This is a genomic window from Methylobacterium sp. Leaf469 (genome assembly GCF_001424745.1).
Taxonomy (GTDB): Bacteria; Pseudomonadota; Alphaproteobacteria; order Rhizobiales; family Beijerinckiaceae; genus Methylobacterium.
Genome location: NZ_LMRE01000043.1, coordinates 56309 through 75796, shown reverse-complemented (window position 1 = coordinate 75796; position 19488 = coordinate 56309). Strand labels below are relative to the sequence as shown.

General features: G+C 69.1%; 16 protein-coding genes. 7 read left to right on the top strand and 9 right to left on the bottom strand.

What is annotated here, in order from left to right:
* Positions 1 to 37: 37 nt before the first annotated feature.
* Complete coding sequence (locus ASG60_RS18605) at positions 38 to 898, top strand: transglutaminase family protein (RefSeq protein ID WP_056167310.1); 861 nt, start codon at positions 38 to 40, stop codon at positions 896 to 898.
* Between the two features lie 59 nt (positions 899 to 957).
* Here the strand turns inward: ASG60_RS18605 and ASG60_RS23225 are convergent, their stop codons facing one another.
* Positions 958 to 1449, bottom strand: coding sequence for a hypothetical protein (locus ASG60_RS23225; protein WP_056387076.1), 492 nt, complete (start codon positions 1447 to 1449; stop codon positions 958 to 960).
* A 247-nt stretch (positions 1450 to 1696) separates the two neighbouring features.
* On the opposite strand from ASG60_RS23225, the gene ASG60_RS18595 reads away from it, so the two are divergent.
* The gene (locus ASG60_RS18595; RefSeq protein WP_056387202.1) at positions 1697 to 2956 is read left to right on the top strand and encodes a glycosyltransferase family 87 protein; all 1260 of its coding nucleotides are present in this window, start codon (positions 1697 to 1699) and stop codon (positions 2954 to 2956) included.
* Between the two features lie 172 nt (positions 2957 to 3128).
* Here ASG60_RS18595 and ASG60_RS22245 read toward each other — a convergent pair whose 3' ends face one another.
* From ASG60_RS22245 to ASG60_RS18550, 8 genes are all read right to left on the bottom strand, one after another.
* Entirely contained in the window at positions 3129 to 3533 is a 405-nt protein-coding gene (locus ASG60_RS22245) for a PilZ domain-containing protein (RefSeq protein ID WP_082531830.1), read from the bottom strand.
* Positions 3534 to 3671: 138 nt separating this feature from the next.
* Complete coding sequence (locus ASG60_RS18580) at positions 3672 to 5255, bottom strand: cytochrome c (protein WP_056306627.1); 1584 nt, start codon at positions 5253 to 5255, stop codon at positions 3672 to 3674.
* Between the two features lie 34 nt (positions 5256 to 5289).
* Positions 5290 to 5637: a hypothetical protein gene (locus ASG60_RS18575; protein WP_082479323.1), complete on the bottom strand. Its 348-nt coding sequence runs from the start codon at positions 5635 to 5637 to the stop codon at positions 5290 to 5292.
* A gap of 4 nt (positions 5638 to 5641) precedes the next feature.
* Entirely contained in the window at positions 5642 to 6136 is a 495-nt protein-coding gene (locus tag ASG60_RS18570; protein WP_056168846.1) for a TspO/MBR family protein, read from the bottom strand.
* Positions 6136 to 7317 carry a geranylgeranyl diphosphate reductase gene (locus tag ASG60_RS18565; RefSeq protein ID WP_056387200.1) on the bottom strand — a complete coding sequence of 394 codons (1182 nt, stop codon included), beginning with the start codon at positions 7315 to 7317 and terminating at the stop codon, positions 6136 to 6138. Before ASG60_RS18565 ends, ASG60_RS18570 begins: the two co-directional genes overlap by 1 nt.
* Before the next feature lie 14 nt (positions 7318 to 7331).
* Positions 7332 to 8669 (bottom strand): BCD family MFS transporter, encoded by a 1338-nt coding sequence (locus ASG60_RS18560; protein ID WP_056387074.1) that lies wholly within the window; start codon positions 8667 to 8669, stop codon positions 7332 to 7334.
* A 129-nt stretch (positions 8670 to 8798) separates the two neighbouring features.
* The gene (ppsR, locus tag ASG60_RS18555; RefSeq protein ID WP_082531829.1) at positions 8799 to 10253 is read right to left on the bottom strand and encodes a transcriptional regulator PpsR; all 1455 of its coding nucleotides are present in this window, start codon (positions 10251 to 10253) and stop codon (positions 8799 to 8801) included.
* A 35-nt stretch (positions 10254 to 10288) separates the two neighbouring features.
* Positions 10289 to 11173 (bottom strand): cobalamin B12-binding domain-containing protein, encoded by an 885-nt coding sequence (locus tag ASG60_RS18550; protein WP_244476712.1) that lies wholly within the window; start codon positions 11171 to 11173, stop codon positions 10289 to 10291.
* Positions 11174 to 11481: 308 nt separating this feature from the next.
* Between ASG60_RS18550 and bchF the strand changes: the two genes are divergently transcribed.
* The 5 genes from bchF to bchL are packed head-to-tail and all read left to right on the top strand — an operon-like array spanning position 11482 to position 19476.
* A complete protein-coding gene (bchF, locus tag ASG60_RS18545; protein ID WP_056387072.1) occupies positions 11482 to 11988 on the top strand; it encodes a 2-vinyl bacteriochlorophyllide hydratase in 507 nt (168 codons plus the stop codon).
* Positions 11985 to 13268, top strand: coding sequence for a ferredoxin:protochlorophyllide reductase (ATP-dependent) subunit N (locus ASG60_RS18540; RefSeq protein ID WP_056362366.1), 1284 nt, complete (start codon positions 11985 to 11987; stop codon positions 13266 to 13268). Before bchF ends, ASG60_RS18540 begins: the two co-directional genes overlap by 4 nt.
* Positions 13269 to 13272: 4 nt before the next feature.
* A complete protein-coding gene (gene bchB / locus ASG60_RS18535; RefSeq protein WP_056387071.1) occupies positions 13273 to 14850 on the top strand; it encodes a ferredoxin:protochlorophyllide reductase (ATP-dependent) subunit B in 1578 nt (525 codons plus the stop codon).
* A complete protein-coding gene (locus tag ASG60_RS18530) occupies positions 14825 to 18586 on the top strand; it encodes a magnesium chelatase subunit H (protein ID WP_056387066.1) in 3762 nt (1253 codons plus the stop codon). The genes bchB and ASG60_RS18530 overlap by 26 nt, the downstream gene beginning before the upstream one ends.
* Positions 18583 to 19476: a ferredoxin:protochlorophyllide reductase (ATP-dependent) iron-sulfur ATP-binding protein gene (bchL, locus tag ASG60_RS18525; RefSeq protein ID WP_056168789.1), complete on the top strand. Its 894-nt coding sequence runs from the start codon at positions 18583 to 18585 to the stop codon at positions 19474 to 19476. Before ASG60_RS18530 ends, bchL begins: the two co-directional genes overlap by 4 nt.
* Positions 19477 to 19488: the final 12 nt, after the last annotated feature.

Below are 19488 nucleotides of genomic sequence, written 5' to 3'. Positions count from 1 at the left end.
GGCTTGCACCCGTGCGGGCACAAAGGAAGGAGCTTCCATGCGCTACACCCTCGGCTGCAGCCTGTCGTACAACATCCTCTCGGACACGACCTTCATCTTCAACCTGGAAGTCGCCAAGCTGCGGAGCCTGGAGATCCTCAGTGAATCCCTGGTGCTGACCCCCAATCTCAAGCGCGACATCTACACGACGCCCGATCTCCTGAACCGCTATCTCGGCGTCAACGTGCCGATGGGGCAGTTCGCGCTGGAATACAACGCCGAGGTCGAACTCACCGTCCACCGGGCCGACCCGGCCACCATCAACGAGACGCCGATCGGCCAACTGCCCCTCGACATCCTGCCCTTCCTGCTGCCGAGCCGCTTCGTCTCGTCGGACCGCCTGACACCCTTCGCCCAGGCCGAGTTCGGCGCCCTGCCCAAGGGCCATGCCCGCGTGAACCAGATCTGCAACTGGATCCACGACCACCTGACCTACCAGCCCGGCACCAGCGACGGCGAGACCACCGCCGACGAGAGCCTGCTGAAGCGCGCCGGCGTCTGCCGCGACTTCGCACATATCGGCACGGCGTTCTGCCGGGCGCTCGGCATCCCCGCCCGCTTCGTGAGCTGCTACGCCCACGGCCTCGTGCCGAGCGACTTCCACGCGGTTTTCGAGGCCTATCTCGACGGGCGCTGGTGGCTGTTCGACGCGACGCGACAGGCCGACCTCGACGGTCTCGTCCGCATCGGCGTCGGCCGGGATGCCGCCGAGATCGCATTCTCGACGCCCTACGGCAACATGCAGCCCATCAACCAGCAGATCCGCATCGTCCGCTCGGACGGTCTGGGCAGCCCGCCCCAGCGAACGGTGGACGCCATCTCGACGGAGGTGCCGGCGCCGCATGCGGGTGCCGCCTGACGTTCATCGGAGCGCCGACGCGGCTGGTCGCCCCGCCGGAGCGTGACCGAGCCACAGATTCAGTACCGGCCGGAATCCCGATCGCGCCGGGGACGCTCGTAGGCATCCGAGCCGCGCCGGTCGTAGCCGTCCGACCGGCGCTCGGAATCGCCCCGCCCGCGGACGCGATCATCACGGTCGTCGTCGCGCTCATCCCGGCGATTGTCGCGGCGGCCACGCCCGTCGTCATCGCGAAGATCCCGTCCCCGGGGCTCCTCGCGACGGCCGGAGGCGGCCAGCGGCGCGTACCAGCACATCTTGCTGAGGCCCGGAGCCGGATCGCCGAAGGTCGAGACGGCGCACAGGATCGAGCCGCCCTGCGGGAAGGGGCGCCCGTTCGTGCGGCCGGTGACGCCGAAATAGACGTTGGTCGCGTGGGGCATGCGGCAGACCTGCCCTTCCTGCGCGCAGGGAACGAGATCGTCGATATCGAGCTGCGCCCGGGCCGGAACCGAACCGAGGAGGGCCGCCCCGAGGTGGGCACCGAGGAAGACGGCAAGTCCAGAACGCACGATCTCGATCCTCTCCGATGGTGCCGACCGCCGACATGGATCGGCCGCACCTGCGCAACGCGGGCCGCACCCCGCCGCCGACGTGCCGATGTCCTATCACGTCCGCCGGCCCGCGCCAGCGATCCGCCGAGGGCCCACGCAAAGCAGCGGCACGGCCCATTTCACGGACTCTTAAAGGCCTATCGGCAAGGGTCGGCGCACGATGACGGGGTTCGGCTCGCCGCCGGTCCCAACCGAGACGAAGATCATGCGCACTGCCCTGGCCGGAGCCTCCAACGATCCGGCCGTCGCCCGATCCGTCGCGGGTCCGATCCGGTCGCCCCTGCTGCAAAGGGTGATCTTCTCTCTCTTCTTCGTGCTGCTGGTCACGAAGGCGATCGAGCTCACTTGGCCACCGCTTGGGCGGATCACGGCGCTCATCGATTTCGACGCGTTCCTGATCGCGGGCCGCCTTGTCTGGCGCGGAGAGGTCGAACAGGCGTACCATTTCACGACGCTGCTTCTGGCACAGCGCACCCTCGGGGCGCCCGATACCTTCCTGCCCTGGACCTACCCGCCCGTCTTCAACCTGGTGGTGGCGCCCTTCGCGCTCCTCCCCCGTGGACTGGCCTACCTGCTGTTCACGGGCGGCACCCTGGCGGCCTATCTGATGGTCCTGCGGCGTCTGGCCCCACAGCATCTCGGCGCGCTCCTCGCCCTCGTGTTTCCCGCCTTGATCGTCACCATCGCCTGCGGCCAGAACGGGTTCCTGAGCGGCAGCCTCATCGGCTTGGCCTGCCTCTATCTCGCGCGCCACGACCCGCGCGCCGGGCTGCCCCTGGGCCTGATGGCGATCAAGCCGCATCTCGCCGTCGGCTTCGCGCTCCAGGCCGCGATGACCCGCGATTGGCGCACGGCACTCATCGCCGCGGGCGTGGCAGGCGCATCGGCCGCGCTCGCCACCCTGGTGCTCGGCCCGTCCGTCTGGAGGGCGTTCCTCGGTGGTGTCGCCGAGGCAGGGGCCTTCTTGGAACAGGGGCTCTATCCCCTGTTCCGGATGATCTCGGCCTATGCCGTCGTGCGGACCCTCGGCGCGTCCGCCGCGGTGGCCATGGCGGTTCAGGCCTGCGTCGCATTCCTCGCCCTCGGTCTGGTGGCCCTCGCCATCCGCCGCCGGATGCCGACCCGCCAGGTGATCGGGCTCACTGCCGTCGCGAGCCTTCTGGTGAGCCCCTACGCCTACGATTACGATCTTCCGATCCTCGGTGTCGGCTTGGCGCTCCTCGCCCCCGATCTCATGGCGCGCACGACGGCGCGCGAACGGATGGCCGTCTTCACCCTCGCCTGGATCGCCTCCGGATGGGGCTTGGCCATGACGGGTGCGTTGCGTGTCTGGTACGGCGAAGAAGGCCTCGCCCTCGGGGCGATGCCCCTGTCTCTGGCCGGTGTTGGACTGGTGGGACTGGTGGGACTGATCTGGCGGGTACTCCAGCGCCCGCCCGCACAGGCCGTACCGGAGATGTTGTGAGACCGGCGCTGCGGTTCACGCGGCCCGGGAACCGGAGCGGTCGGATATGCCGAGCCTTCGCGCGTGAGGCGTGCCGTCTTCGCTGTAGAGCGCTTCGACGATGCGAAGGCCGGATGTTCGGAAGGCGCGTGACCCACATCCGCGATCCGGCTCGAAACGAGCGGGCAGAAGCCTAGAACGCCGAGATACCGCGTGCGCGCCGAAGGCCCCCGGACGAAGGCGTGCTCTGCGGCTCGTTCACGGGCGGGGTAGGGTTAAGCACCGGCGCCTCCACCGGGGCGGCCGGCGTCGGCACCTTGCCGACACGCTCGATTCGCACGCCGACGTAATCACCCCGGCGCCAGGCCAGACGGACGAGGCAGAGGAAATCGCGGCCGATGATCCGCAGCATGAAGACATCCGGCAACGCCAAACTCGCCGGAACGCCGATCTTCGCACCCGATTTCGATACGTCCTTTACGGTGCACGGAACCTCTGTGCCGTCGCGAAACCGAATCGTCGCGATCCAGTTCGTTTCGCTGCGCACTTCGCGCCGCGCCAATTCCGTCGCGCTCTCGGCACTCGCTGTCACGCGCATCGTCCTTCGCTGAACTCCTCACCAAGCACAGTGAGCGGGAGAGATTTACGAAGCGATACCGTACAAACGCTTTGCGATCACAGCCCCGTGATCGCAAACAAGTTCGATGGAATTCCACCCCCAGCTGCAGTCGCGAGTCTAGTTCGGACGGGGCGCTCCGGGAGAAATCGGTCCAGGGGTCGAAGCCTGCTTCTCTGGATTCTTGATCTGACTATAGGCGACATTCGAAAAACTTCCGATGACTGCATGCCAGCCGGTTTTCCGGTAGGCCGGATCGTCACGGCTCGCCTTGCAGAAGGCCGTGGTGACCGCGTTGACGATGTCGTCGTCCTTGGCTCCCGGGGCCGCCGCCTTGATGCGGGGCAAGAGAGCGTCGAGACGCGGAATGAAGTCGGCCGGCGTCAGGCCTTTCAGAGCTTCGTCAGCCCCGGCTTCATCGAGGGCCTTGGCGACCTCGGGCTGCGCGACCTCGGCGCATGGCGCACTGCCGGCCAGCATGGTCTGCGTCTTCTCCCGCGCCGCGGCCACCACGCCGCGTTCGGTGATGACGGGGGCGCTGTTGCCCCAGGCATTGCGGATGTAATCGGTGACGTCGGCCACCTCCGCATCGGTCATGCCGGCGCCGATGGCGGGCATCGGGGCGTAATCGTTCTGGGCGGCGAGGCCGCCCAGGATGACGCGGATCACCGTCTCGGGCCCTTGTGCCTGAACCGAAGTGTTGCCGGCGAGAGCCGGAATCGCGCCCTCGACGCCCTTGCCGTCCGGTTTATGACACGAGGAACAGTAGCTCAGGTAAGTCCCGGCGCCCGGCGCTCCGGCCGCGTTGAAAGCCTGGAGATCCTTGGTCTTGTAGGTTTCCTTGGCCTTCTGTGTGCGCAGATACGCGACCATCGCCTTGAGGTCGGCATCGGTCATCTTGGACAGGGATTCCTGGATCGTCTGGCGCATGGGGCCAGCGGCGACGCCGGGGCGGTCACCCGGAGCGGTTCCGGTCTTGAGATAGGTCACCACCTGCTCATCGGTCCAGGCGCCGATGCCCGTGTGGTCGTCGGGCGTGATGTTGGGCGCATACCAGCCGTCGATGACGCCACCGCCGAGCTTGCCCGCCAAGCCGCTGTTGCCGACGATCTTGTTGGCGTTGTGACACATGCCACAATGGCCCAACCCTTCCACGAGGTAGCCGCCCCGGTTCACTTCGGCGGACGATTCAGGGTCGGGCTTGAACTCCCCCGGCGTGAAGAACGCCGTGCGCCACGTGATCAGAGCCGTGCGGATGTTGAACGGAAACGGGATCTCGGAAGGCTTGCGGACCTCGCGCACGGCTTCGAGGGACTGGAGGTAGGCGAAGATCGCGTCGGCATCCTCCCGGGTGACCTTCGTGTACCAGGCGAAGGGGAACGCCGGGTAGAGATACGATCCGTCCTTGGTGATGCCGTCGTGGAAGGCGCGGTAGAACTCGTCGGCACTCCAATTGCCGAGCCCCGTCTCCTTGTCGGGTGTCAGGTTGGGCGTGCGGATCTTGCCGATGGGCGTATCGAGGACATAGTTGCCGGCAAACGGCTTGCCGCCGGGAGCGGTATGACAGGCGACGCAATCGCCCGCGGTGGTGAGATACTCGCCGCGCTTGATCAACGCGGCCTGGGCATCCTGGGCGGCTGCCGGCTCGATCGCGGAGCATAGGAGAAGGCCAGGGCCGAGGCCGAGGGCGACGAGGCGATGCATCACACCTGTTCTCCACACGATCAGAAATCTGGAACTATATTAACTCATGGCTCGGGAACGCGACGGTTTTCGGCATTGTTCCGCCAGCCGATCCGGGTGCGTTGCCGCAGGCGGCGCACGCTTTGGTGGCAGTTCGCAGACGCAGTCCGAGCTCCGTCGCGTGCGCCAGGAACGAGAGGAACAGGCACGCGGCAGTCGTCCACCACGGCCCGCCCGTCAGCGCCGTCCGGACGGCGAGCATCAGGGCCGCGCCCGAGGCGAGGTTGAACAGGAGGGGGCGCAGGGCGAGCCGGCGCCCCCATGCCACGAGGACGAGGGCTTCGCAGGCGACGAGGACGAGGATGGCGTCGACGACGTGCCCGGAAGCGAACAGCCAAGCCATCGCCTCACGCCGCCCCGAACGGGCCGTTGAGGCGCACGATGGCGCGGTTGAGCACGGCCGCGATGCCGACCCAGGCGAGGTAGGGCAGGAGGAGCACAGCTCCGAGGGTGGAGACCCGCAATGTCACGAGGATCAGGGCGAGGATCGACAGCCACAGCAGCACCACCTCGGCGAGCGCCCAGTCGGGTCGGCGCATCCGGAAGAAGATCGCGCTCCAGGCGATGTTCAGGACGGCATTGACCGCGTAGGCGACCAGGAGCGCGCTGCGCCGCTCCGGGCTCGCATCGGCGTTCCAGGCCAGGACGGCCGAGATCGCCGCGAGGGTGAAGATCGTGGTCCAGATCGGCCCGAACGCCCAATCCGGCGGTTTCCAGTCCGGGCGGCGCAGGCTTTGGTACCAGGGACCGATGGTGGTGAGTACGCCGCCGGCCACCGCGACCACGAGGGCGATGCCCGCCGCCACGGCGATCGGCGTCCAGTTCCACTGGCCGGATTCCATCACGGTGAAACCCACCAGAACAGATGGGCGAGGTCCTTGAAGAAGATCCGCACGTGGGCGACGGGCTTGGCGCGGACCAGCTCCTTGTTCATGTAGGAATCCCAGGTCAGCTGCTGGACGTCCTTGTCGCGGCAGATGGCGACGAAGCGCTCGCGCAGGGAATCGTTGCGATACCAGACGCCCTGCATGATGCGCAGGATGAAGAAGATGCGGCCATGCAGGCGCATGAACCGCTTACGGGCCAGGGCCAGGGCCGAGGCCTTGCCGGTGACGAGGAAACGCTCGGCGGCCTCCGCCGCCAGCCGCCCGCCGAGCATCGCGTAGTAGATGCCCTCGCCCGAGGCCGGGGCGACGATGCCCGCGGCATCCCCCGTCAGCAGCACGTCGCGACCATTGTCCCATTTGCGCAGGGGCTTGAGGGGCAGCGGGGCTCCCTCGCGGCGCACGGTCTGCCCGGCATCGAGACCCGTGGATGCCCGCAATTCGCGGATGGCGCCGCGCAGGGAGAACCCCTTGCGGGCGCTGCCCGTACCGATGCTGATGGTATCGCCGTGGGGAAAGACCCAGGCATAGAAGTCGGGCGAGAGCTTCCCCTGATAATAGACGTCGCAGCGCGTCGCCTCGACGTCGCCGCCCTCGGGCGGCAGGCGGACGATCTCGTGATAGGCGAAGACCTGTTTCATGGCGGCGTGACCGGGGATCTCGGCCCGCCCCACCGTGGAACTCGCCCCGTCCGCCCCGATCACGAGGCGGGCTCGCACCCGGCGCGGCGCGTTGCCCTGCCGGTAATGGACCGTCGCCAGCCCTTCGGCATCGCGGTCGATCCGGTCGAACGTTGCCGCGCGCAGGTCCGCCCCGGCGAGGACGGCGCGATTGCGCAGCCAGGGATCGAAATGCTCGCGATCGACCATGCCGACGAAGCCGTCGCCGATCGGCATGTCCACCCGCTGGTCCTTCGGCGAGATCATCCGGGCGGAGCGGACCTTGGCCACCAGCAGATCGTCGGGGATCGCGAAGTCGCGGATCAGGCGCGGCGGGATCGCACCGCCGCACGGCTTGATCCGGCCCGGCTTGTCGAGAAGGAGGACCCGCCGTCCCGCCCGGGCGAGATCGGTGGCGGCCGTGGCCCCGGCGGGACCGCCGCCCACCACCACCACGTCGAAGGTTTCCGGCTCGGACATGCTGAACATGGACGTCACCTCGTGGACAGGCTCGGCGCGAAGGGGGCGTGATCGGAGCGGGGCGCGCGGCGCGCGGCCGGGGTGTGGGCGACGCGCAGGGCGAGGGCTGCGCCGACGAGGAACAGTGCGGCCTCGGCCGCGAACACGCCGGCATAGGCCTGAACCGGCGGCAGGACGAGGCGGGCTGCGTCCACCGCCACGGTGCCGAGAAAGCCACCGGCACCGAAGGCGACGCCTTGCGCGGCGCCCCACACGCCCATCCGGGTGCCGCGCTCGGCCTCGCCGCCGGCTCCGGCGAGCCCCATCATCGACCCGATGGCGGCCACCGCGAAGGCGCCGTTGGCGAGCCCGAGGGCGAACACGGCGGTGCGCAGCGGGAAGTCCGGGCCGACGAGACCGCCGCCCGCGATGGCGAGGAGTGCCGCCGCCGAGCCGACGCACCCGAGCGTCGTCCACACCTTGAGGGAGCCGAGGACGGGGCCGCCGATCCCCATGGTGAGCCCGGCCACCAGAAGCATGCCGGCGAGCACGCCGCCGTGCTGGAGCCCCGCGAGTTTGGTGGTTCCCCCAGGCGTCATCGCGAATACGTGGCCGGCGAAGGGTTCGAGGATGAGCTCCTGCGCGCTGTAAGCGAGCATGGCGACGAAGATGAACACTGTGAAGCGCCGCGAAGCCGGCTCGGCCCACACCTGGGCGAGCACCGCCCGGAACGGCTTCTTCGTCGTTGCGTCCCGCGTGTCGCGGGCCGCCACGACGGGCTCGACACCGCGCACGGCCAGGGCCGCGACGCAGAAGGCGATGGCCGAAACCGTGCCGGAAACGGCGACGAGGCGCGCACCGGAGAACGGATCGAGGAAATGGCCGGCGAGCGGTGCGGTGATGGCGAAGCCCGCGATCATCATCACCCAGACGACGGTGGCGGCCGCCCCCCGGCGCCGGTCCTCGACCCCGGTGGCGAGGAGAACGAGGAGCGAGGTGCCGGCCGCGCCCGCCCCCATGCCGACGGTGAGGAAGGACAGCACCGCGAGGGCGAGACCGGCCGTCTGATGCGTCTCGGCGAGGGCCGTGGCCACGGCGGCGCCGAATCCGCCGAGTGCCAGGGCGGCCATGCCGCCGACGATCCATGGGGTACGACGGCCGTGCACATCGGAACCGTAGCCCCAGCGCGGCCGGAGAATCTGGACGGCGTAGTGGAGGGCGACGAGGCCGCCGGGGACGATGGCCGGCAGGGCGAGTTCCACCACCATCACGCGGTTGATGGTCGAGGTCATCAGGACGACCACCGAACCGAGCGCGGTCTGGACCAAGCCCAGGCGAACGATCTGCCACCAACTGAATGCGAACGGTGCCATCCACCGGCCTCCCTGGCGCCATCGGCACGTCGGCCGAGGCCGACACCACCCGGGAACGCTAGTGACCGACACCGATCGGTGTCAAGTTTGATTTACACACTCGGCATCACGATTCCGGTGCCGGAGCGCTCACGCCTCGTCGGTGGTATCCGGTCCGTCGAGGTCCCCGATCCCGTAGCGGCGCAGCTTGGCGTAGAGGCCCTGCCGGCTGAGGCCGAGCATCTCCGCCGCGGAGGCGCGATTGTCGCGTGTGATGCGCAGGGCCGCTTCGATGCACAGACGCTCGATGAGATCGGTGGATTCCCGCACGAGGTTCTTCATCGAGACCCGCCCGACGAGTTCGGTCATCTGCTCGACGGAGCGCGGCAGTTCGCGGCCACCGGACGCCACCGGCGTCGTGCGTCGCGGGGCGCTGCGAATGGTGAAACCGAGGCAGGGCTGCGCACCACCCGGGACCGAGACGGCGGCCACCTCGACATCCTCCACGGCCCCGTACTCGCCGCGAAAGCTCGTCGCATAGTGCCGGACGGAGCCGTGTTGGACCAGCGTCGCGAACAGGGCGGCGGCCTCGGTCTCCTCGCGCCCGAGCCAGCGGTCGAGGGGCTCGCCCCGCACCTGCTCCTCCGTGGCGAGCTGCGCCAGATCGAGGAATGCCGGATTGGCCGCGAGGATGCGCCGCGCTGGATCCGTGACCACGAACCCCTCGGGCAGGTTGTGGAGAACGTCGAAGGTGCCGGCACTGGAGCGACTCGGTCCGGCCTCGGAGGCATGATTCGCGTCGGGCGTGAGACGCAGGAGGACGCTCGTCGCACTCTCCTGCCGGAACAGGGAGGCGGAGAGCCGCACGGCGCCGCGCGCATTGCCCAGACGGGCATCGAGATCGCCCGCCTGGCCCGTGACCCGCAGGCCGGCGAACAGCGATTCGAGGTCGCGGGTGCTGGTCGCGTCGAACAAGTCCACGGCATCGTGGCCGACGATGCGCTTGTCGGCCTTGCCGAGCAGGCGTGCGGCGGCCGGATTGACCTCGGTGACCCGACGGGTCGACGCATCGACCACCAGAACCGGTTCGGCGCCGAGTTGGAACAGCAGTCGGTAGCGCGTCTCGGCTCCGCGCATGCGCAGGTAGTCGCGTTCGAGGGCCTGCTGGGTCTCGGCCAGGGTGCGCTGGAGCGAGGCCATCGCCCGCAGGTTCCGCCCGATGACGATGACCGGGCCGTCGCTCTTCAGGCGCATGGCGGCGTAGCGCACGGGCAGATCGATGCCCTTGGCCGACATGTGATTGACCTGCCGCCAGCGGGTCACGGAACCCGGTTGCGCATCCTTCAGCAAGGCAGCGATCTTGGGCCGACTCTCGATGGTGACGGTATCGGCCCAGCGCTGGCCGAGCCAGGTCTCGCAGCCCTCGCCCACGAGATCGCTACTGCCGAAGGCCGCGTCGCAGATCACGCCTTCACCGTCGACGACGAGGGACAGATCCGTCGCGGCCGCGACGAGGAGCCCGGCGGCTTGAGCGTCGAGGGGGCCGAGGGTTTTGTGAAGCGCCGCGAACGCGTCGCTCGCGGCTGGAAGCGCCAGGCTATTCAAGGTGCACCACGTGGTAATGTGGTCGGGCGGGTCTTTCAGCAGGGTCTGGCCGGAAGATCAAGCAAGCTTTCGGCGATGCTGATCGCTTGGCGAGCGTCACCTGCGGTTGCATCCGCACCAACGCATTTGCAGGAATCCGGAGCGGCCGTGAAGACCGGTCCACCGACCATGACACGAACCCCACGATTCTGCGAATTCCGCCGCAGGCCGGCGACGGCGTCGTTCAGACTCGGCAGCAGCGCCTCGCAGGCCAGGGACAGGCCGATGACATCGAACCATGTGGTCCGCACCCGCGCGAAGGGGTCGCCCTCAGGATCGCGCGCGGTGCTGGTGACGTCCCAGCCGGCATCGCGGAAGAACTGCTCGACCACGGCGAGACCGAAGCTGTGCATCTCGCCCGGGCACGGCAACAGAAGGATGCTGCGCCCGTGCCGGTGCTGCGGGGTCTCGCCGCCGAAGCGCCGGGTGACTTCGTGCATGATCCGCTGCAGCCGGCCCATGGCCACGGTCACTTCGGCGAAATCGCACAGGTCCTCTTCCCAGAGGACGCCGAGGTGGCGTGCGGTCGGCGCCAGGAGGTCGAGGAGTAGGCTTTCGGGCGTGAGCCCCTCTTCGATCAGCGCTGCGATCCGAGCCTCCACGGCGTCGCCCGCGGGTGCGAGCATGAGCGTGCTAAAGGTCTCGATCTGCTCAGCGCTAGGCAATATACTACATACTTCACCGCGCGGCTCTGGCCGGTGAACGATCATCAGGCGGGGAATGATCTCCGCTTCGACGAGGCGCGCGAGCTCATCGCCCCAGTGTCCCCCTTGGGCGACGCGGCTGAGCCTGGACTCGAGGCTCGATCGACAGAGATCCGGCATGTCGCCGCCAGATCCCTCGTAAGCGAAGCCCTCAACGGACTGCCTCATCTCATCCATTGGAATCTCCCAATGTCGCTGACGGCATTCTTGCTTCGCTACGATCTTGATCGTCGAGCTTCCGCGTCCTCAAGCACGTCTTTTCGGCGGCTTCTCAAACCCTCGACAGCGACCGTGGCCGTGTCGGTGCAGGCCGCGACGATACGCTTCGGAACCATTTTGACAATCCCAAAGCTGTAACTATTCTGCATTCAATCAGTAAATCTCCATTGACGTAAAGCCAGCTTGACACTCGTCCTGGCCGTTCCTAACCTCCCCTCAGCGACCCCCCTGTGAGGGGTCGGACGGGTGGAACAGGGGCGCGGGCGATGAGCCAGAGAGAGGGCCGGCACAGACAGCCTCTCTACGACGCGCAGCAAAGGGCGCGCCGCGACGCCACGGCCTGGACCCTTGTCCAAGGCATTCTGGCCCCGCTTCAATTTCTCGTGTTCCTGGTCAGCCTCGCCCTCGTCCTGCGCACCCTGGCCACGGGCGAGGGGGCTTTTGCGGCCAATGTCTCGATCGTCGCCAAGACGGGGCTCCTCTACGCGATCATGGTCACGGGCTCGATCTGGGAGAAAGTCGTCTTCGGACGCTACCTGTTCGCCCCGGCCTTCTACTGGGAAGACATGGTCAGCATGCTGGTGCTGGCCCTGCACAGCGCCTACCTCGTGGCCCTGGCGACGGGCTGGATCGAGACCAACGGCCTGATGCTTCTGGCGCTTGCCGCCTATGGCTCCTACGCGATCAACGCGACGCAGTTCCTCCTGAAGCTGCGGGCCGCGCGTCTCGATGCCGGACCCGCCGCCCGCCTCGCCGCGGAGGGCGCCCGATGAACGCCCACGCTCCGATCCCCACGGCCGATGCGGGCTGCGGCGTCACCATCCGCCAGGAACGCGGGCAGCGCGCGGTGTTCTGCGGGCTCACGGGCATCGTCTGGCTGCACCGCAAGATCCAGGACGCGTTCTTCCTCGTGGTCGGCTCGCGCACCTGCGCCCACCTCATCCAGTCGGCCGCAGGCGTCATGATCTTCGCCGAGCCGCGCTTCGCCACCGCCATCATCGACGAGCGCGATCTCGCCGGCCTCGCCGACATGAACGAGGAGCTCGACCGGGTCACCCGCCGCCTCATCGAGCGCCGGCCGGACATCCGGCTCCTGTTCCTCGTGGGCTCGTGCCCCTCCGAGGTGATCAAGCTCGATCTGCCCCGCGCCGCCCAGCGCCTGTCGCAGAGCCTCAGTCCGGACGTGCGGGTGCTGAGCTATTCCGGCAGCGGCATCGAGACGACGTTCACGCAGGGCGAGGATGCGTGCCTCGCAGCCCTCGTCCCCGAACTGCCGCGTACGGAGGCCGAGGCCGTCCCCTCGCTCCTCGTCGTCGGCGCCCTCGCGGATGTGGTGGAGGACCAGTTCGCTCGCCTGTTTGCCGAGATGGGCCTGGAGCACGTCGCCTTCCTGCCCGCGCGGCGGGCGGGCGCGATGCCGGCCGTTGGGCCGAACACCCGCATCCTGCTGGCCCAGCCCTTCCTTGCCGACACCGCACGGGCGCTCGAAGCGCGCGGCGCGACCCGGCTGCCCGCCCCGTTCCCCCTCGGGGCCGAGGGCACCACCGCATGGCTGCGGGCCGCGGCCGACGCGTTCGGAGTCGATCCCCGGCGCTTCGCCGAAGCCACGGCGCCGGGCCTGCGCCGGGCCGAGCGGGCGCTCGCGCCCTATCGAGCGCTGCTCGGGGGCCGCCGGGTGTTCTTCTTCCCCGATTCCCAGCTCGAGCTACCGCTCGCCCGCTTCCTGTCGCGGGAAATGGGCGCCACGCTCATCGAGGTCGGAACGCCCTACCTGCATCGCGGCCACATGGCCCCGGAACTCGCCCTGCTGCCGGCGGGCACCGAGGTCGTGGAGGGTCAGAGCCTCGACGCGCAGATGGACCGCTGTCGCGCGGCCCGGCCGGACCTCACCGTGTGCGGCCTCGGCCTCGCCAACCCGCTGGAGGCCGAGGGGCTCGCCACCAAGTGGTCCATCGAGCTGCTGTTCACCCCGATCCAGGGCTACGACCAGGCCGGTGACCTCGCCGAGCTGTTCGCCCGCCCCCTCGTTCGCCGCACCCGGCTGGAGGTCTAGGACCATGCAGCTGACGCTCTGGACCTACGAGGGACCGCCCCATATCGGCGCCATGCGGGTCGCCACCGCCATGCGGGGCCTGCACTACGTGCTGCACGCCCCCCAGGGCGACACCTACGCCGACCTCTTGTTCACCATGATCGAGCGGCGCGACGCCCGCCCGCCGGTGACCTACACCACCTTCCAGGCGCGCGATCTGGGCGCCGACACCGCCGCGATCTTCCAGAACGCCGTGTCGGAGGCCTATGCCCGGTTCCAGCCCGAGGCGATGATCGTCGGCGCCTCGTGCACGGCCGAACTGATCCAAGACGATCCGGGCGGCCTTGCCCGTGCCCTCGACCTGCCGATCCCGGTGATCCCCCTCGAGCTGCCGGCCTACCAGAAGAAGGAGAACTGGGGCGCCTCCGAGACCTTCTATCGGCTGGTGCGGGCGCTCGCCGGCCCCAAGGCCGAGCCCGCACCGCGCGCGGGCCGGCGCCCGCTCTGCAATATCCTGGGTCCGACGGCGCTCGGCTTCCGCCATCGCGACGACCTCGTCGAGATCGAGAAGCTCCTGGGCGCCCTCGGCATCGACGTGAACGTCGTCGCCCCGTGGGGCGCCAGCCCGGCCGATCTCGGACGCCTGTCGGCGGCGGACTTCAACGTGGTGCTCTATCCCGAGATCGCCCGCGCGGCGGCCCAGCACCTCCAGAAGACCTTCGGCCAGCCCCTGGTCGAGACCGTGCCCATCGGGGTCGGGGCCACGATCCGATTCGTCGAGGAGGTGGCGGCGCTGGCGAACGTCGATCCGGCCCCTGTCCTTGCCGGCGCCCCCTCGCGTCTGCCGTGGTACTCGCGCTCCGTCGATTCGACCTACCTCACGGGAAAGCGGGTCTTCATCTTCGGCGATGCCACCCACACGCTGGCCATCGCGCGGGTCGCGGCGGCGGAACTCGGCTTCAAGGTCGTGGGACTCGGCACCTACACCCGCGAATTCGCCCGGGAGGTGCGGGCGGAAGCCGCACTCCACGGCATCGAGGCGACGATCACCGACGACTACCTCGACGTCGAGGCGGCGATTCAGGCCGCCCAGGCCGAATTGGTCCTGGGCACCCAGATGGAGCGCCATATCGCCAAGCGCTTGGGCGTGCCCTGCGCGGTGATCTCGGCCCCGATCCACGTACAGGACTTTCCCGCCCGGCACTCGCCGCAGATGGGGTTCGAGGGCGCCAACGTCCTGTTCGACACCCTCGTCCACCCCCTGATGATGGGACTGGAGGAGCACCTCCTCGGCATGTTCCGCGAGGATGCCGAGTTCCACGACGGCGCCGCGCCCTCGCATCTCACACGACACGGAACGGCCCCCTCCGTGCCCGAGGCACCGGAGCCCGCCGCCCCGGTGATCGACACGCCACCGCAGACCTCGGCTCCCGACGACGCACCGGCCGCCTGGGAGGCTTCGGCCGAGAAGGAACTGAAGAAGATCCCGTTCTTCGTGCGCGGCAAGGCCCGCGCCAACACCGAGCGGTTCGCCCGCGAGCGCGCCCTGTCCCGCATCACCGTCGAGACGTTGTACGATGCAAAAGCGCATTTCGGCCGCTGAGGCCATTCCCATGCGTGTCGTCATCGTGACGATGGACACGCATCTCGCCAGTTCCGTCGAGCGGGCGGGCAGGATCCTGCGCCGCGAGGCCCCGGGCCTCTCCATCGTCCTGCACGCGGCCACCGAGTTCAGCACCGACCCCGAGAAGCTCGCGCGCTGCCGGGCCGACATCGCCACGGCCGACATCCTGCTCTGCGCGATGCTGTTCATGGAGGACCATTTCCAGCCGGTCCTGGCCGATCTCGCGGCCCGGCGTGCCAACTGCGACGCCCTCGTCTGCATGATGAGCGCGACACCGGCCACCCGGCTCACTCGCATCGGCGCCTTCAGCATGGACGGCAGCCAGACCGGGCCGATGGCGCTGCTGAAGCGCCTGCGCGGCTCGCCGAAGACGCGTGCCGCCAGTTCGGGCGCCGAGCAGATGAAGATGCTCAAGCGCCTGCCCAAGATCCTGCGCTTCATCCCCGGCACCGCCCAGGACGTGCGGGCCTACTTCCTCACCCTGCAATACTGGCTCGCGGGCTCGGACGAGAACGTCCTCAACATGATCCGCGCCCTGGTGGACCGCTACGCCGACGGTCCGCGCCGGATCTATCGCGGCACCCTCAAGGCCAGCCCGCCCGTCGAGTACCCCGAGGTCGGCGTCTACCATCCGCGCCTGCCCGGCCGGATGGGCGAGGATGCCGGCGCGCTGCCGGGTCACCAGGGTCGGGGGAACCGCGGCACCGTCGGCGTGCTCGGCCTGCGCTCGTACATGCTGGCGGACAACGCCGCCCATTACGACGGGGTCATCGCCGCCCTGGAGGCACGCGGCCTCGCGGTGATCCCCGCCTTCGCCAGTGGCCTCGACGCGCGCCCGGCCATCGAGCGCTACTTCCTGAAGGATGGCGTGCCGGCCATCGACGCCCTTGTCTCGCTCACCGGCTTCTCCCTCGTCGGCGGCCCGGCCTACAACGACGCGGCCGCCGCCCAGGACATCCTGGCCCGCCTCGACGTGCCCTACATCGCCGCCCATCCGGCCGAATTGCAGACCCTGGAGCAATGGGGCGCCTCCGACCGCGGGCTGCTGCCGGTGGAAGCCACCATCATGGTGGCGATCCCCGAACTCGACGGCGCCACCGGACCGATGGTGTTCGGCGGCCGGTCCGACAAATCGGGCGCGCCCTGCCAGGGCTGCCACGTCGCCTGCGTCTTCCCCGTGGGCGAGGACGACCGGGACATGCATTCCTGCGTCGAGCGCGCCGGGATGCTCGCCGCCCGCGTCGAACGCCTCGTGCGCCTGCGCCGCTCCGAGCGGGCGGAACGCAAGATCGGCCTCGTGCTGTTCAATTTTCCGCCCAACGCCGGCAACACCGGCACAGCCGCCTACCTGTCGGTGTTCGAATCCCTTCACCACACCCTCGTGGCCATGAAGGCGGCGGGCTACGACGTCGCGGTGCCGGGCGACGTCGCGGCGCTCCGCGAAGCCGTGGTCACGGGCAACGCGGCCCGGTTCGGGGCCACCGCCAATGTCCACACCCGCATCCCCACCGACACCCATGTGCGGCGCGAGCGCCACCTCGCCGAGATCGAGGCACAGTGGGGGCCGGCTCCGGGCCGGCAGCAATCGGACGGCGCCTCGATCTTCGTGCTCGGCGCCCAGTTCGGCAACGTCTTCGTCGGCATCCAGCCCGCCTTCGGCTACGAGGGCGATCCGATGCGGCTCCTGTTCGAGAAGGGGTTCGCGCCGACCCACGCGTTCTGCGCCTTCTACCGCTGGCTGCGCGAGGACTTCAAAGCCCACGCCCTGATCCATTTCGGCACCCACGGCGCGCTCGAATTCATGCCCGGCCGCCAGACCGGCCTCTCGGCCGCCGACTGGCCCGACCGCCTCATCGGCGACGTGCCCAACATCTACCTCTACGCCGCCAACAACCCCTCCGAGGGAGCACTCGCCAAGCGCCGCTCGGCCGCGACCCTGGTCAGCTACCTCACTCCGCCCATCGCCCATGCGGGGCTCTATCGCGGCCTCGTCGACCTCAAGGGCTCCATCGAGCGCTGGCGCGGCCTGGATCCGGAATCAAACCGTGAGCGCGGCGACCTCGCCACCCTGATCCAGGCGCAGGCCGCCCTGGTGGAACTCTCCCCGGCCGAACCGGCCTGGACCGACTCCGGGGCCGAGATCGCCCGCATCGGCCGCGCGGTGCTGGACCTCGAATACACCCTGATCCCCCACGGCCTCCACGTGGTCGGCGCGCCGCTCTCGACGGAAGCGCGGGTCGACATGCTCATCGCCATGGCGGATTCCATCCACGGGGTCCGGCTGGAGCGCGCCAGCGTCGCCGCCCTGGTGGCGGGGGCGAGCCCGGAGGCCGCCCTAAGGGCCGGCAGTCCGATCCCGCGGGCGGCCGACCTCGCCATCCTTCGCGAGCTCGGGGCCACCGACGCGCTGCTCGGGCAGGACCACGAGATCCCCGCCCTCCTGCGGGCGCTCGATGCCCGCTTCATCCGCCCCGCCCCCGGCGGCGACCTCCTGCGTACCCCGGCGATCCTGCCGACGGGGCGCAACCTCCACGGCTTCGATCCTTTCCGCATCCCCAGCGCCTTCGCGGTCCAGGACGGCGCCGCCCAAGCCGAGCGCCTCCTCGACCGCCACCGCGCCGACGGCCTGCCCCTGCCGCGCTCCATCGCCATCGTGCTGTGGGGCACGGACAACCTCAAGAACGAGGGCGGCCCCATCGCCCAGGTCCTGGCGCTGCTCGGCACCCGGCCCCGCTTCGACGGCTACGGCCGGCTCGCCGGCGCCGAACTCATCCCCCTCGAAGAGCTCGGCCGACCGCGCATCGACGTGGTGGTCACCCTCTCGGGCATCTTTCGCGACCTGCTGCCCCTGCAGATCAAGTTGCTGGCCGAGGCCTGCCTGCTCGCGGCCTCGGCCGACGAGCCGGTGGAGCGGAACTTCGTCCGCCTCCACACCCTCGAATACCAGCGCGTCCACGGCGGCGACTTCGAGACGGCCGCACTCCGGGTCTTCGGCAACGCCGAGGGCGCCTACGGCTCCAACGTCAACCACCTCGTCGAGAACGGCCGCTGGGACGCGGAAGACGAACTCGCCGAGACCTACTCCCGGCGCAAGGGCTTCGCCTATGGCCGCGACGGGCGCCCGGTGCAGCATTCCGCGCTCCTGAAGAGCGTGCTCGCCGACGTCGATCTCGCCTACCAGAACCTCGATTCCGTGGAACTCGGCGTCACCACCGTGGACCATTACTTCGATACGCTCGGCGGCATCAGCCGGGCGGTGAAGCGGGCGAAAGGCGGGGTCGAGGCACCGGTCTATATCGGCGACCAGACCCGGGGCGAGGGCTGCGTCCGCTCCCTCAACGAGCAGGTCGCCATCGAGACCCGCACCCGCATCCTCAACCCGAAATGGTACGAGGGCATGCTCGCCCACGGCTACGAGGGCGTGCGCCAGATCGAGACCCACGTCACCAACACCATGGGCTGGTCGGCCACCACCGCGCAGGTCGATCCGTGGGTCTACCGCGAGATCACCGCCACCTTCGTCCTCGATCCGGCCATGCGCGAACGCATGGCGGCCCTCAATCCGACGGCGTCGGCCAAGGTCGCCAACCGCCTGATCGAGGCACACGAACGCGGTTTCTGGCAGCCCGACGCCGCCATGCTCGACGCCTTGCGCGAGGCCGGCGACGAGCTCGAAGACCGTCTCGAAGGCATCACCGCAGGGGTCGCAGCATGAACATCGCCATCCGGAACCCGGTCGCGTCGCGGCAGTCTGAAGGAAGCGTTCAGGTCGAACTCGACCCGAACCTCAAGATCGGCACCGCCAAGGTGTTCGCCGTCTACGGCAAGGGCGGCATCGGCAAGTCCACCACCTCGTCGAACCTCTCGGTGGCGTTCTCGAAGCTCGGCAAGCGCGTCCTCCAGATCGGCTGCGACCCGAAGCACGACTCGACCTTCACGCTGACGAAGCGGTTGGCACCCACCGTGATCGATGCCCTGGAGGCGGTGCAGTTCCACTCCGAGGAACTGCGCATCGAGGACTTCGTGGCGGAAGGCTACAACGGCGTCATGTGCGTCGAGGCCGGCGGCCCGCCCGCCGGTACGGGCTGCGGCGGCTACGTCGTCGGCCAGACGGTCAAGCTCCTCAAGGAGCATCATCTTCTGGAAGACACCGATGTGGTGATCTTCGATGTGCTCGGCGACGTGGTCTGCGGCGGCTTCGCCTCGCCGCTCCAGCACGCCGACCAGGCGCTCATCGTCACCGCCAACGACTTCGATTCGATCTTCGCCATGAACCGCATCGTCGCGGCGATCCACGCGAAGTCGAAGAATTACAACGTCCGCCTCGGCGGCGTCATCGCAAACCGCTCGGCCAAGACCGACGAGATCGACCGCTTCAACGCCGCCGTCGGCCTGGAGCGCATCGCGCACTTCCCCGACCTCGACGTGGTGCGCCGCTCGCGCCTCAAGAAATCGACCCTGTTCGAGATGGAGCCGACGCCCGAGCTCATCGCCGTCACCGACGAGTACATGCGGCTGGCCGCCCATCTTTGGGCCGGCGGCAAGCCCCTGGCCGCGCTCCCGATGAAGGACCGCGACCTGTTCGAGTTCCTCGGCTTCGATTGAGGGGAGGGCGCG